Consider the following 13,034-nt stretch of genomic DNA (forward strand, 5'->3'; position numbering starts at 1 on the left):
GGATGCGTCTTGCTATGATCGGCCTCGGCCGGATGGGGGCGGGGATCGCGCGCCGGCTGATGGAGCATGGGCACGAGATCGTCGGCTTCGATCGCAGCGCCGAAGCGGTTGACGCGCTCGCCAAGGACGGCGCGACGCCGGCGACTTCGCTGGAGGACATCGCGGCCAAATTGACGGCCCCGCGGATCTTCTGGGTGATGCTCCCGGCGGGCGCGCCGACCGAGAGCACCGTCGAGGCGCTGATGGGAATCGCCGAGCCGGGCGACATCGTCATCGACGGCGGCAACAGCTTCTACAAGGACGATATCCGCCGCGCCAAAGTCGCGGCCGAACGCGGCATCCAATATGTCGATGTCGGCACGTCGGGCGGGGTCTGGGGGCTCAAGCGCGGCTTCTGCATGATGATCGGCGGCGAGAAGGCGACGGTCGACCTGCTCGACCCGATCTTCGACGCGCTGGCGCCGGGGGTCGGCACGATTCCGCACACCCCCAACCGGATGGACCGCGAGGGCTGCGATCCGCGCGCTGAGAAGGGCTATATCCACACTGGCAATGCCGGGTCGGGCCATTTCGTGAAGATGGTCCATAACGGCATCGAATACGGCCTGATGCAGGCCTATGCCGAGGGTTTCGACGTGCTCAAGGGCAAGGCGTCCGAGCGGCTGCCCGAAGACCAGCGCTTCGAGCTCAACCTCACCGACATCGCCGAGGTCTGGCGACGCGGCTCGGTGATCTCGTCCTGGCTGCTCGACCTCTCGGCCGACGCGCTCGCCAAGGATCAGGCGCTCGACGCCTATAGCGGCAAGGTCGCCGATTCGGGCGAGGGCCAGTGGACGATCGACGCGGCGATGGAAGAGGCGGTGCCGGCCTACGTCCTCTCGGCCGCCTTGTTCGCGCGCTATCGCAGCCGAGTCGACAGCACGTTCGGCGACAAATTGCTCTCGGCGATGCGCTTCGGCTTTGGCGGGCATGTCGAGATGCCGCAATGAGCGATGCGCCGGCGGCGCCCGCCGCCACGTTGGTGATCTTCGGCGCGACCGGCGACCTCGCCGGCCGGCTGCTGATGCCGGCTCTGGTCAATCTCGAGAAAGCCGGGCTGCTCGACCCCGACACCCGCCTGCTCGGCATCGGCCATAGCGAGGGCGACGATTCGACGCTGCGCGAGAGGCTCGGCGCCTTTGTCGAAGACGGGCCCGAATGGCAAAGCTGGCAGGAACGGATCGCCTATCTGCGCGGCGACTTTACCGGAGACGCGCTGTTTGACGATTTGAAGGGCCGCGTCACCGGCAACGCCATCTTCTACCTCGCCACCGCGCCCAACTTCTTCGGCCCGATCGGCGAGAAGCTCGGCAAGGCGGGGCTGCTCGACGAGGAAGACGGCTTCCGCCGCCTGGTCGTCGAGAAGCCGTTCGGGACCGACCTCGCCTCGGCGCAGGCGCTCAACCGGCACCTGCTCGATCATATGCGCGAGGCCCAGATCTACCGGATCGACCATTTCCTGGGCAAGGAGACCGTCCAGAACATCGTCGTCGCGCGCTTCGGCAACGCGCTCACCGAGGCGGTGTGGAACAGCCGCTATGTCGACCATGTCCAGATCACCGCGGCGGAAACGGTGACGGTGGGCAGCCGCGGCGCGTTCTACGATGCGACCGGCGCGCTGCGCGACATGGTTCCCAACCATCTGTTCCAGCTGCTCGCTCTGGTCGCGATGGAGCCGCCCAACAGCTTCGATGCCGAGGCACTGCGCACCGAAAAGGCGAAGGCGATCGCCGCGATCACGCCGATCGATCCGCGGGACGCAGTGCGCGGCCAGTATCTCGGCGGCGCGGCCGGTGGCGCGGACGTCACCCCCTATCGCGAGAGCCCCGACGTCGCGCCCGACAGCCGCACCGAGACCTATGTCGCGATGAAGGTCGCGGTCGAGACGTGGCGCTGGCACGGCGTGCCCTTCTATCTGCGCACCGGCAAGGGCCTGGCGGCACGCGACACCGAGATCGTCATCCAGTTCCGCGACGCGCCGCTGATGCTGTTCCGCGATACGCCGACCGAGAAACTGCCGCCCAACCGGCTGGTGCTGCAGATCCAGCCCGACGAAGGGCTCCGGCTGGAGATGGCAGTCAAGCAGCCCGGCCCCTTGGTCGAGACCGTGCCGGCGGCGTTGCACTTCGCCTATGCCGAGCAGTTCGATCTCGGCCACCGCACCGGCTATGAGACCTTGCTGTACGATGTGCTGATCGGCGACCAGACGCTGTTCCAGCGCGCCGACCAGATCGAGGGCGGATGGCGCGCAGTGCAACCGCTGCTCGACGCCTGGCGATCGGGCGCTCCTGACGAATATCCCGCGGGCGGCGCCGGCCCCGACGCCGCCTTGCTCGCCCGCGACGGCCGCGAATGGCACGCGATCGGATGATACGCCTCTTCATCTCCGATATCGACGGCACTCTGGTGCGCCCCGACAAGAGCCTGGGCGAACCGGTGATCGAGGCCGCACGCCGCCTCGCCGCGGCGGGCGTGCCGATGTCGCTGATCAGCGCGCGCCCGCCGAGCGGCATGCTGTGGATCGCCGAGCGGCTGCGGCTGACCGCGCCGATCGGCGCGTTCAACGGCGGCACGATCCTGCGCCCCGACGGCACCATCCTCTCGGCAACGCATCTCGCCCCCGAGATCGCGACGCGCGCGCTGGCGCTGATCGACCGGCCCGGCGTGATCCGCTGGCTGTTCGCCCGCGGCCAATGGCACACCGATCGGCTCGACGACCATTTCACCCCGCGCGAGCGCGTCTCCGCCAATCAGGAGCCGGTGCTGTGCGATGATCTGTCGCGCTTCGCCGGCGACACCGACAAGATCGTCGCGGTGTCGCAGGATCACCCGATGTTGGCCGCGCTCGAGGCCGAAGTCGCCGAAGCCCTCGGCACGGGCGCCAATGTCGCGCGCTCGCAGCCTTATTATCTCGACATCACCGCCGCCGCCGCGAACAAGGGCGACGGCGTCGCCGCGCTCGCCGAGGCGATGGCGGTGCCGCTGGACGAAGTCGCGGTTATCGGCGACCAGCGCAACGACCTGGCGATGTTCGCGCGCGCCGGGCTGTCGATCGCAATGGGGCAGGCGCCCGACGAGGTCCGCGCGGCGGCAACGCAAGTCACCGGTTCGAACGCCGAGGACGGCGTCGCCCAGGCGATCGACCGCATCCTGCTGCCGCTGGCGGAATCGCAATGAAGACGCTGATCGCCTTCGACCTCGACGGCACGCTCGCCGAGAGCAAGCAGCCGATCGACGCCGACATGGCCGAATTGCTCGGCCGGCTGCTCGATCTCGCGCTCGTCGCAGTGATCTCGGGCGGCGACTGGCCGCGATTCGAGACGCAGGTCGTCGCGCGGTTGCCGCAAGGCGCGCGTCTCGACCGCCTGTTCATCATGCCGACCACCGGCGCCAAGCTCTACCGCTTCGCTGGCGGCGGCTGGGCCCAGGTCTATGCCGAAACCTTTGCACCCGAGGAACGCGACCGGATCCTCGCTGCGCTCGATCAGGCCAGCGACTCGGTGCCGAAGCCCGAGCAGGTCTGGGGCGAGCAGATCGAAGACCGCGGCAGCCAGATCACCTTCTCCGCGCTCGGTCAGCAGGCGCCGCTCGCCGAAAAGAAGGCCTGGGATCCCGACCTCGCGAAGCGCAAAGCGATGCAGCAGAAGCTCGTCGCGGCATTGCCCGGTTTCTCGATCAAGGTCGGCGGATCGACCTCGATCGACATCACCCGCGAGGGCGTCGACAAGGCCTATGCGATCGGGCGGCTGGTCGAGCACGCCGAGGTGGCGCGCGAGGCGATCCTGTTCCTCGGCGACGCGATCTATCCGGGCGGCAATGACGATCCGGTCCGCGCCGCCGGGATCGACTCGGTGCGCGTCCGCGATCCCGCAGAAACGGCGAGCATCCTCCGCGCCCTCACCGCCTGGCTGCGCTGACGCCAGGCGATACTCCCCTTCGACCGACGAGACCTTGATGACCGAAGACCGGATCCCCGCCCAGAGCTTTGCGGCGTTCCTGTTCGATATGGATGGCACGCTGCTCGACAGCATCGCCGTAGCCAATCGGATCTGGGGACGCTGGGCCGAGCGGCACGGGCTCGACGCGGCGGAGGTCATCAAGGTCCTGCACGGCGTGCGCGTGATCGAGACCGTCCGGCGCTTCGCTACGCCGGATATGAACGTCGAACACGAGGCAGCATCGATCACCGCCGCCGAGATCGCCGATGTCGACGGTGTGAAGGAGGTAGCCGGCGCGCGGACCTTTCTCGAGCGGCTTCCCCGCGCCCGCTGGGCGATCGTCACCTCCGCGCCCAGGCTGCTCGCGCTACGGCGCATCGAAGCTGCGGGACTGCCGATCCCCGAAGTGCTGATCGCGGCTGAGGATGTGACGCGGGGCAAACCGGCGCCCGACGGCTTCCGCGCCGCCGCGAAGGCGCTCGGCGTAGACCCCGCCCAATGCCTGATCTGGGAAGACGCGCCCGCCGGAATCGCCGCCGCCGAAGCGGCAGGCGGCACGGTGATCGTGGTGGAGGCGACGCATCCGTCGCATGGCGCAAATGCCGCCCGCTTCCATGTCCGCGATTATCGCGCCCTCCGTCCCGAAGCCGCGCCCGACGGCACGCTCCGGTTGGTCGGAGATTGTTCCCCGGCGAAGGCCGGGGCCCAGCTGCAATGACGTGGAGAGGAAATGCTCCAGTCGCGCGTTCGTCGAACCTGGGCCCCGGCCTTCGCCGGGGAACAGTTTAGCGAGCTGGACCAGAGCGTCGATCTCCAGCCCGCCGCGGCGTCTCCCCTCAGAGACGCGCGCGGATTCCCGCGAAGAACGAGCGGCCGGAATATTCGTAGAAATTGGGCACGTTGCGATAGGTGTTGAACCGCTTGGTCTCCGAGCCGAGCAAGTTCGACCCCTGAACGTAGACCGACAGATTCTTGGTCACGTCGTACGACAGGCTCGCCGACATCTCGTGATAGGGATCCTCCTTGACCGGAAGATAGCCGAGATTGCCCGACTGGGCGTAGACGTAGCGCGACTGGTAGCTGTACGAGACCTGCGCGCCGATACCGTTCTTCTCGTAGAACAATTTGGCGTTCGCCGAGAACGGGATCGCACCGGGCAGGTCGGTGGTGACGTCGCCCGATTTCGCGCGCGAATGATTGTAGGTCAGATTGGCCTGCACGCCGAAGCCGTTGTCGAGGAAATACTGGCCGCCCAGCTCGACACCGTAGACGTCCGCCGCATCGCCGTTGACGACCTGATATTCGACGAAGGGGAAGGCTTGTTGCTGGTTCGCCGGCTGCGCGGTCGGGGTGATCGTGACGTCGACCGGCACCGTCGAGACGAAATTGGTGATGTGCTTGTAGAAGCCGGCCAGGGTCAGCGCGAGGCGGTTCGACGGGTAGAATTCCAGCGACGCGTCGAGCTGGCTCGCCTCGGTCGGCTTGAGGTTCGGATTGCCGGCATCGTAGATGATGTAGGTGCCCGATTGCGCCGAGGTGGCATCCTTGGCCGGTGAAAGCTCGCCGAATGTAGGCCGCGAAATCGCCTTCGACGCGGCGAGGCGCAGGCGCAGCCCGTCGCTCAGATCATATGCGAAATTGGCGGCGGGGAGCAGCCGGGTATAGTCGCCGCCGCCGTTGATCGCATCGACCGGATTGAAGTCGACGTCGTTGTCCTGGGTGCCCGCGCGGGGGATGATGCTCGCGATCGTCGCGCCGTAACCGGTCGACGAGACCTTGGTCGAGACCAGCCGCGCGCCGATGTCGCCGCGCCAATGGCTCCCCTCGAAGTTGATCTGGGCATAGCCCGCCCAGGTCCGCTCCTTGATGCGATAGGAGGCGGGAAGATCGGGCTCGATCACCTGGGTCGAATAGCCGACCGGATAGGGCGACAGCGTGCAGCCCGGGATCGGCGCGCCGGTGGCGTCGAGGCAGCTGTTGGGATCGAGGATCGCGGGATTATTGTCCGCCTTGGGCAAGGCGGCGAGATAGGTGTCGATGTCGAACGAGGGGAAGTTGCGCGGAAAATTGCCTTGCAGCTTGTCGAGGATGCCGCCGCTATTGCCTGGGCGGACGACCTGCGCGCCGAGCTGGCCGAAGGTGAACGGATAGCCGCAATAGTTGCACGACGTGGTGTACTGATTGTCGATCGTCTCGACGGTTTTCTCGCGATCGGTCCAGGCGCCGCCGAAGCTGATCGACTTGAACAGACCGCCGATCTCGAACGTGCCGTCCAGCTTCACTCCCTTGGTGCGGTCCTCGATGTCCTGGCCCTGGATGCCGATATAGTGCGCGCGGAAATCGTCGTTGGTCGCATCGTCGAGCGAGCGTCCGCCTGGAATGGTGATGTCGAGGTCGGGGATGCCGCCCTCGCGCGCCGCGAAGGTCGCGGAGGCGCCGGGGATGCCGGCGACGACGAAGCGGTTCCTGCCGCCGGCATTGTCGCGCGCCTTGCCGAAATAGCCGTCGAGCGCGAACTTGAGCGTGTCGCTCGCGCGCCAGTCGATATGCCCGCCAATCTGGTAGGTCTGGCTCTTGCGCGGCTCGTCGGTGGTGAGCACTTCGGCGACGAGATCGTCGAGCGCGAAATTGGTGACGACATGGTTGGCGTCGGTCTGGATCGATGCCGGGTCCCAGCGCAGCGACCCGTCGTCGCCGAGCGGGTTGAGATAGTTGGACGAGCGGTAATTGTGCTGGGTGACGTCGTAATGGCTGTAAAGCCCGTCGATCGTCAGCTCGAAATCGCTCGACGGCTTCCACTGGAACGAGGCCGCCGATCCGATCCGCTCGCGCTCGCCGGTCACATAGCCGACGCTATAGTAATCGGGCCAGATGAACGCCGGGCCGTTCTCGTCGGGATTGATCTGGCCGTTGCGGTCGAAATCGACGCCGTACCCCGCCTCGGTGCCGTCGGTGATCGAATATTCGCCGAGATTGTCGGTGCGGAACTTGTACTTGTTGTAGCTCGCCCCGATCAGGAAGCCCATCGTGCCGTCGGCGAAGCTGGTGCTGAACACCCCCGAGACCTTGTAGCCGCCCTTCTCGACCAGATCGTTATACTGGCCCTCGATCGCGATCGAGGCGTGCGTGCCGGGATTGTCGAGCGGGCGCGCGGTGCGCAGGTCGACATTGCCGCCGATGCTGCCCTCGAGCGCCGAGGCCTGGATCGCCTTCTGCACTTCGGCGCCCGAGATGATCTCGGACGGCAGCACGTCGAAGGCGAACGATCGGTCCGCCCCGTCGGTCGGCAGGATGCGACCGTTGAACGTCGTGATGGCGAAATTCTCGCCGAGCCCGCGAATGGTGATGTCCCGGCCCTCGCCGCGCCCGTCGCGGCCGACGGTCACGCCGGGTATGTTGGCGAGCGCCTCCGCTACGTTGCGGTTGGGGAACTTGCCGAGCTCTTCGGAAGAGATCGCGTCGACGATGGTGTCGGCGTTGCGCTTGGCCTGGATCGAGCGGAGCAGGCTGCCGCGGACGCCGCGCACCACGACGGTGTCGACGTCGTCGCCCGGCGCATCGGACTGAGGCTCGGTTTGCGCCGCAGGTTCCTGGGAGGCGGAATCGACCGTCTGCGCCGTCGCCGCGGATGCCGCGAGAAGCGCGGTGGCGCTGGCACTGCCCATCACCAGTCCAAGCCAGAAACGCTGTCGGGTCATCGGCGGTCTCCCATATGTTATGACGGCAGCGTCCAATGACCGGCGCAGCGCGATATATTGCGTTTGGTAACGCCCGCCGCGCGACACTGTCAAATACAAAAGAAACGAAACTCATTCGTTTTGTTGTCGATGACGGATCTCGCTGGTAAGCCGTTTTTCGGAGGTTTTATGTCGGTCATCATCCGCGACACCAGCGAACGGCGTCAACAGATCAGCGCGCTCGTGCGCGAGCGCGGCAGCGTGCAGGTCGCGCCGCTCGCCGCACGGTTCGGCGTGTCGATGCAGACGATCCGCAAGGATCTGCATTATCTCGAGAAGCGTGGGGTCGCCGAGCGTTCCTATGGTGGGGCGATCTCGGCCGACGCGGTCAATGTCGTCGCCGAGCCGCCGCTCGAGGCGAAGCGCGCGAGCAATATCGACGAAAAGGCGCGGATCGGCGCCCTCGCGGCATCGATGGTCCGCCCCGGCGAGTCGATCGTGCTCGATTCGGGGACGACGACGCTCCAGATCGCGCACCATCTGCCCGACGACGAGGACATCACCGTCCTCACCAACGATCTCGACATCCTCCAGGCGCTCGCGCGCAAGGAGCGGATCGGCGTGGTCATGCTCGGCGGCGCGCTGCGGCGGCGCAACCGCGCCTTTTACGGCGCGCAGACCGAGAGCGCGCTCGATGACCTCCATGTCGACAAGCTCTTCCTAGGCGTCGACGGCTTCGATCTCGAGCGCGGCATCACCACCCATTTCGAGCCCGAGGCGATGCTAAACCGCAAGATGGCCAAGGCGGCGCGCCAGGTGATCGCGGTGACCGACAAGTCGAAGTTCGGCAAGGTCTGCCTCCACCGCATCCTCAATGTCGACGAGATCGACGATCTGATCACAGATGCCGACGATTCGAGCGGGATCCAGGCCGCGGCGGAGCGGGCAGGATTCCGGCTACATCTGGTCTGAAGGGGGCGCCATCGACAAGACACCTGTTCCCCGGGGGGGGGCGAAGGCCGGGGCCCAGTCTCGGCGAAGTCGCGGGGTTAGTTCCTCCCTCGAGAGCGCTCGTAACTGGGCCCCGGCCTTCGCCGGGGAACAGAGTCAGTGCATCCGGCGGAAAAACCGCTGCGCGTTCTTCCAATAGATCTTGTCGACCACCCCGCGCGGCAATGCGAGCCCCTTGGCGTCGGCTTGGATCGCATCGACCCGCTGACTGAGCGGCGTGGCGAGATAGCGCCAGTCGGCGCGCCAGACGCGGTCGGCCTCGCCGGTGAAGTCGCTGGTCGCCGGCGGGTTCTGCGCGCGCGCCGCCGGGTCGGGCGGGCTGTCGGTGAGGTCGGTGCCGTAGAGGATGCGGTCCTGATATTTGACGAAGAAGTTGCGCACGCGGGCTAGATCTGCGGTCGACTGCGCCTGGAGGTTGGACATCCGCGCTGCCAAGTCGATCACTGCATTGGGATAGCGATCGAGGAAGCGGGCGAGCTCGTCGACGCTCCACTCGATGCTCGCCATGTGCGCGCCGTCGAAGGCGAGCCTGGGATGGCGCGCGACGAAGCGGTCGCGCGCCGCCATCAGCGCCTCGTAGCTCGGCTCCTCGGGGTGGAGGTACATGTAATATTCGGGGTGCTCGCGGAAATAGCTGCGGTCGTTCTCCGTGGTCATCTGGTCGAGCGGCAGCCAGCAATTCTTGGGCTCGGCCTGGTGTGCGATCAGCGGGATGCCGCGCTGCTCGAGATGCGCGATCACGCCGTCGAACCGGGGATCGTCGATGAAGACGCGCTTGCCCTGCGCGTCCTTGGCGACCATCCCGATATTCTTCCACACCTTGACCGCCACCGCGCCCTTGTCGACCTCGGCATCGATCGCGCGGATGGTGCGCTCGGTCCAGCCGGGCGTGCCGAAGCCTTCCATCGAGAAGGTGGTTGCGAAGTGGAGATGTTTGGGATCGGCGGCGCGCATCGCGTGGGCAACCGTGGCCTGCAGCGCGAGCGGCGGGAAATCGGGATAGTCGACATTGATCGCGAGCAATTCGAAACGGTCGCGGCGCGCGACTTGGAGGAAGCCGGGATCCTCGACATTGGTGTGGACGTGCGCATCGAACTTGGCGACCTTGGCGAAATCTGCCTCGCTATAATTGGGCTCCGGCGCGCGCGCGCCGATCGCCAGCGCCGACGCTCCGAGCAACAGCATGCTACCCCAAATGCGCATCCCCGAACTCCTATCGATGCAAATCGAAACGTAACGCTATTTTTTGTTGCGTTTTGATTTGCGCCGCATTCGGGCTTGGTGCAAGCTCTTTCGAACGGCCGCTCGCCGCGATGTGACGGACCCGTGTTGGAGAGAGACCTTATGCCGAGCTTCGCCACCCGCCGCACGATGTTGAAATCGCTGATGGCAAGCGGCGCGATGATCGCCGCGCCGACGCTGGGCGGCAGGGCCTGGGCGGCGGCGGCGAAGGGCGTCCGCATTTCCGACGGCACGCTGGCGATCGATTTCGACGCGGCGCTGCAGTCGCGCATCTCGCATGCCGGCAGGCCGGTAACCTCGCCCGCGCCGGCCGCGATGCTGCTGACCGATCGCGGCACGGTCGACCGCTTCCTGCTGCTCGATCATGACCAGGCGGCCGCCAAGGGCCCGCACGGCCGCGGCCGCCAGCACCGCATCCGCGCCACCGCCGGCGGCGATGTCGAGCTCGAGCTGCGCGTGTCGCTGTTCGAGCGCTATCCGGGGCTCGCGCTCTACGAAGCGCGCTTCCGCAACACCGGATCGGCGCCGATCCAGGTGGCCGGCTGGCGATTGGCGACGCACGACCTGCTCGCGCATCCCGAGGGCGCCTGGACCTTCGCCGGCGCCTCGCACCCCGATCGGCGCGACTGGGTCCAGCGGGTCAAGCCCGGCTTCGACCAGCGCAACTTCATGGGCATGAACAGCTCGGATTATGGCGGCGGCACGCCGGTCTCGGTGGTGTGGCGGCGCGATGTCGGGCTCGCGGTCGGGCATGTCGAGACGGTGCCACGGCTGGTGTCGCTGCCGGTGGCCGCGCAGCCCTCGGGGACGCGCATCGGCATTTCGGGCGACGAGCGGATGACGCTCGCTCCCGGCGCTAGCCTCGACCTGCCGGCGACCATGCTGATGGCGCATACCGGCGACCATTTCCGCCCGCTCGACGCCTATCGCCGGATCATGGCCGAGCGCGGGCTGGCGGCGCCGGCGATCCCCGAATCGAGCTATGCGCCGATCTGGTGCGCCTGGGGCTATGAGCGCAACTTCACCACCGATCAGGTCTACGGGACGTTGCCCAAGGCCAAGGCGCTCGGCTTCGAATGGGCGGTGCTCGACGATGGCTGGCAGACCTCGGAGGGCGACTGGAAGGTCGATCGCACCAAATTCCCGCGCGGCGGCGCCGACATGAAGGCGTTCGCGGACCGCATCAAGGCGGATGGAATGCGCCCGCGGCTGTGGCTGGCGCCGCTCGCGGTCGATCCGGGCACCGACCTGCTACGCGACCACCCCGACATGCTGCTGCTCGACCGCAAGGGGGCCAAGCAGGACGTCACCTGGTGGGACGCCTATACCCTGTGCCCCGCTTACCAGCCGGTGATCGACTATCACCGCGCGCTGGTCCGCCGCATCATCGGCGAATGGGGGTTCGAGGGGCTCAAGCTCGACGGCCAGCATCTCAACGGCGTCGCGCCCTGCTACAATCCCGCGCACAACCACGCCCGCCCCGAGGAATCGTTCGAGAAGCTCCAGGATTTCTGGAAGGCGGTCTATGACGAGGCGCTGTCGATCAATCCCGAGGCGGTGGTCGAGATCTGCCCGTGCGGCGACAGCTTCGCCTTCCACAATATTCCGGCGATGAACAACACTCCGGCGTCCGATCCGACCTCTTCCTGGCAGGTCCGCTCGAAGGGCAAGACCTTCAAGGCGCTGATGGGACCGTCGGCACCCTATTCGGGCGACCATGTCGAGTTGAGCGACGGGCGCGACGACTTCGCCTCGACCTATGGCATCGGCGCGATCCCCTCGACCAAGTTCACCTGGCCGGAGGACACGACCCGACCGACCGACAAGTTGCCGCCCGGCGGCTATGTGCTCACGGCGCAAAAGGAAGCGCTGTGGCGCAAATGGATCGACCTCTACCGCGCCAACATGCTGTCCAAGGGCGAGTATCTCGGCGGGCTCTACGATATCGGTTTCGACCGGCCCGAGGGGCATGCGATCGAGAAAGACGGCGCGCTGCATTACGCCTTCTTCGCGGATAAATGGGACGGCGCGATCGCGCTGCGCGGGCTCGGCAAGGGGCGCTACACGCTGACCGACGGCTTCACCGGCGCGCCGCTGGGTACCGCGACGCGCGGCCATGCCATCCGCGCGTCGTTCGAGCATTTCCTGCTGGTCCGCGCCACCCCGGCCGGGGGCGCTGCATGAGCGGGGCGGCGTCGGGCCGCGCCTGGCTGGTCAATGCGCTGGTCACCGTCGTCCTGTGGGGGATCTGGGGCGCGTTTTCCGGGCTGTCGCCGCAGAACGGCTTTCCCGAGACCCTGGTCTATTGCGTGTGGGCGCTGACGATGGTTCCGCCCGCTCTGGTGGTGCTGGCGCAGGCCGGGTGGAAGCTCGACCGCACGCCGCGCGCGGTCGCCTACGGCCTCGCGATCGGGCTGCTCGGCGCGGGAGGGCAGATGCTGCTGTTCTACGCGGTGGCGCGCGGGCCTGCCTATCTGATCTTTCCGGTGATCTCGCTGTCGCCGGTGGTGACGATCGCGCTGTCGGCATTGCTGATCGGCGAGCGCACCGGGCGGCTCGGCGCGATCGGCATCGTGCTCGCCCTGCTCGCCTTGCCGACCTTCGACTTCGCGCCTGGCAGCGCTGCGGGGTCGTCGCTGACCTGGCTGGTGCCGGCGCTGATCGTGATGCTGTGCTGGGGCGTCCAGGCCTATTTTATGAAGGCGGCGAATGCGGTCACTTCGGCCGAGAGCATCTTCGTTTACATGACCCTGTCCGGGCTGCTGCTGGTTCCCGTCGCTTGGGCAATGACCGACTTCAGCCGGCCGATCAATTGGGGGCTCAGTGGTCCCGGGCTCGCAGTAGTGATCCAGGTGCTCAACGCGATCGGCGCGCTGACCCTGGTGTTCGCGTTCCGCTATGGCAAGGCGATCATCGTCGCGCCGCTCGCCAATGCCGGCGCGCCACTTGCCACAGCGTTGCTGTCGCTCGCGGTGCTTGGCGTGGTGCCGGGGCCGCTTAAGACGCTCGGCATCGTCCTCGCGTTCATCGCCTCGCTGCTCCTCGCGATCGAACCCGATGCGGATGCGAAACCAGCGGCCGAAGCTCTTTAGTTTCGTTATATTGCGCTTTATTGTTTTTCGCGGCA

10 protein-coding genes are annotated in these 13,034 nt (G+C 66.9%); 8 read left to right on the forward strand and 2 right to left on the reverse strand.

What is annotated here, in order from left to right:
* Positions 1 to 2: 2 nt before the first annotated feature.
* From gnd to AC3WJI_RS10205, 5 genes are read left to right on the forward strand one after another with little or no spacing between them, the layout of a single operon-like run.
* Positions 3 to 989: a phosphogluconate dehydrogenase (NAD(+)-dependent, decarboxylating) gene (gene gnd / locus AC3WJI_RS10185; protein WP_492757150.1), complete on the forward strand. Its 987-nt coding sequence runs from the start codon at positions 3 to 5 to the stop codon at positions 987 to 989.
* Positions 986 to 2,410, forward strand: a complete 1,425-nt coding sequence (zwf, locus tag AC3WJI_RS10190) for a glucose-6-phosphate dehydrogenase (RefSeq protein WP_492757151.1) — start codon at positions 986 to 988, stop codon at positions 2,408 to 2,410. The genes gnd and zwf overlap by 4 nt, the downstream gene beginning before the upstream one ends.
* Positions 2,407 to 3,216, forward strand: a complete 810-nt coding sequence (locus AC3WJI_RS10195) for a Cof-type HAD-IIB family hydrolase (RefSeq protein ID WP_492757152.1) — start codon at positions 2,407 to 2,409, stop codon at positions 3,214 to 3,216. Before zwf ends, AC3WJI_RS10195 begins: the two co-directional genes overlap by 4 nt.
* Entirely contained in the window at positions 3,213 to 3,956 is a 744-nt protein-coding gene (locus AC3WJI_RS10200) for an HAD-IIB family hydrolase (RefSeq protein WP_492757153.1), read from the forward strand. Before AC3WJI_RS10195 ends, AC3WJI_RS10200 begins: the two co-directional genes overlap by 4 nt.
* Positions 3,957 to 3,993: 37 nt before the next feature.
* Complete coding sequence (locus AC3WJI_RS10205) at positions 3,994 to 4,695, forward strand: HAD-IA family hydrolase (RefSeq protein WP_492757154.1); 702 nt, start codon at positions 3,994 to 3,996, stop codon at positions 4,693 to 4,695.
* 118 nt (positions 4,696 to 4,813) lie between these two features.
* On the opposite strand, the gene AC3WJI_RS10210 is transcribed toward AC3WJI_RS10205, so the two are convergent.
* Positions 4,814 to 7,675: a TonB-dependent receptor gene (locus AC3WJI_RS10210; protein ID WP_492757155.1), complete on the reverse strand. Its 2,862-nt coding sequence runs from the start codon at positions 7,673 to 7,675 to the stop codon at positions 4,814 to 4,816.
* Positions 7,676 to 7,843: 168 nt separating this feature from the next.
* Between AC3WJI_RS10210 and agaR the strand changes: the two genes are divergently transcribed.
* Complete coding sequence (agaR, locus tag AC3WJI_RS10215; protein ID WP_492757156.1) at positions 7,844 to 8,626, forward strand: transcriptional repressor AgaR; 783 nt, start codon at positions 7,844 to 7,846, stop codon at positions 8,624 to 8,626.
* Positions 8,627 to 8,761: 135 nt separating this feature from the next.
* Here agaR and AC3WJI_RS10220 read toward each other — a convergent pair whose 3' ends face one another.
* Positions 8,762 to 9,868, reverse strand: coding sequence for an amidohydrolase family protein (locus tag AC3WJI_RS10220; protein ID WP_492757157.1), 1,107 nt, complete (start codon positions 9,866 to 9,868; stop codon positions 8,762 to 8,764).
* Positions 9,869 to 10,009: 141 nt separating this feature from the next.
* Here AC3WJI_RS10220 and AC3WJI_RS10225 point away from each other — a divergent pair, with 141 nt between their 5' ends.
* Together AC3WJI_RS10225 and AC3WJI_RS10230 are read left to right on the forward strand one after the other, a co-directional pair.
* Complete coding sequence (locus AC3WJI_RS10225; protein WP_492757158.1) at positions 10,010 to 12,091, forward strand: glycoside hydrolase family 36 protein; 2,082 nt, start codon at positions 10,010 to 10,012, stop codon at positions 12,089 to 12,091.
* A complete protein-coding gene (locus tag AC3WJI_RS10230; protein WP_492757159.1) occupies positions 12,088 to 12,999 on the forward strand; it encodes an EamA family transporter in 912 nt (303 codons plus the stop codon). The genes AC3WJI_RS10225 and AC3WJI_RS10230 overlap by 4 nt, the downstream gene beginning before the upstream one ends.
* Positions 13,000 to 13,034: the final 35 nt, after the last annotated feature.

This window comes from Sphingomonas sp. FW306-1B-B10E (assembly GCF_058782005.1).

What these genes read in the sequence shown, in the direction of transcription:
- gnd (WP_492757150.1), top strand. Translation starts at nt 3, where the DNA reads ATGCGTCTTGCTATGATCGGCCTCGGCCGGATGGGGGCGGGGATCGCG.
- zwf (WP_492757151.1), top strand. Translation starts at nt 986, where the DNA reads ATGAGCGATGCGCCGGCGGCGCCCGCCGCCACGTTGGTGATCTTCGGC.
- AC3WJI_RS10195 (WP_492757152.1), top strand. Translation starts at nt 2,407, where the DNA reads ATGATACGCCTCTTCATCTCCGATATCGACGGCACTCTGGTGCGCCCC.
- AC3WJI_RS10200 (WP_492757153.1), top strand. Translation starts at nt 3,213, where the DNA reads ATGAAGACGCTGATCGCCTTCGACCTCGACGGCACGCTCGCCGAGAGC.
- AC3WJI_RS10205 (WP_492757154.1), top strand. Translation starts at nt 3,994, where the DNA reads ATGACCGAAGACCGGATCCCCGCCCAGAGCTTTGCGGCGTTCCTGTTC.
- AC3WJI_RS10210 (WP_492757155.1), bottom strand. Translation starts at nt 7,675, where the DNA reads ATGACCCGACAGCGTTTCTGGCTTGGACTGGTGATGGGCAGTGCCAGC.
- agaR (WP_492757156.1), top strand. Translation starts at nt 7,844, where the DNA reads ATGTCGGTCATCATCCGCGACACCAGCGAACGGCGTCAACAGATCAGC.
- AC3WJI_RS10220 (WP_492757157.1), bottom strand. Translation starts at nt 9,868, where the DNA reads ATGCGCATTTGGGGTAGCATGCTGTTGCTCGGAGCGTCGGCGCTGGCG.
- AC3WJI_RS10225 (WP_492757158.1), top strand. Translation starts at nt 10,010, where the DNA reads ATGCCGAGCTTCGCCACCCGCCGCACGATGTTGAAATCGCTGATGGCA.
- AC3WJI_RS10230 (WP_492757159.1), top strand. Translation starts at nt 12,088, where the DNA reads ATGAGCGGGGCGGCGTCGGGCCGCGCCTGGCTGGTCAATGCGCTGGTC.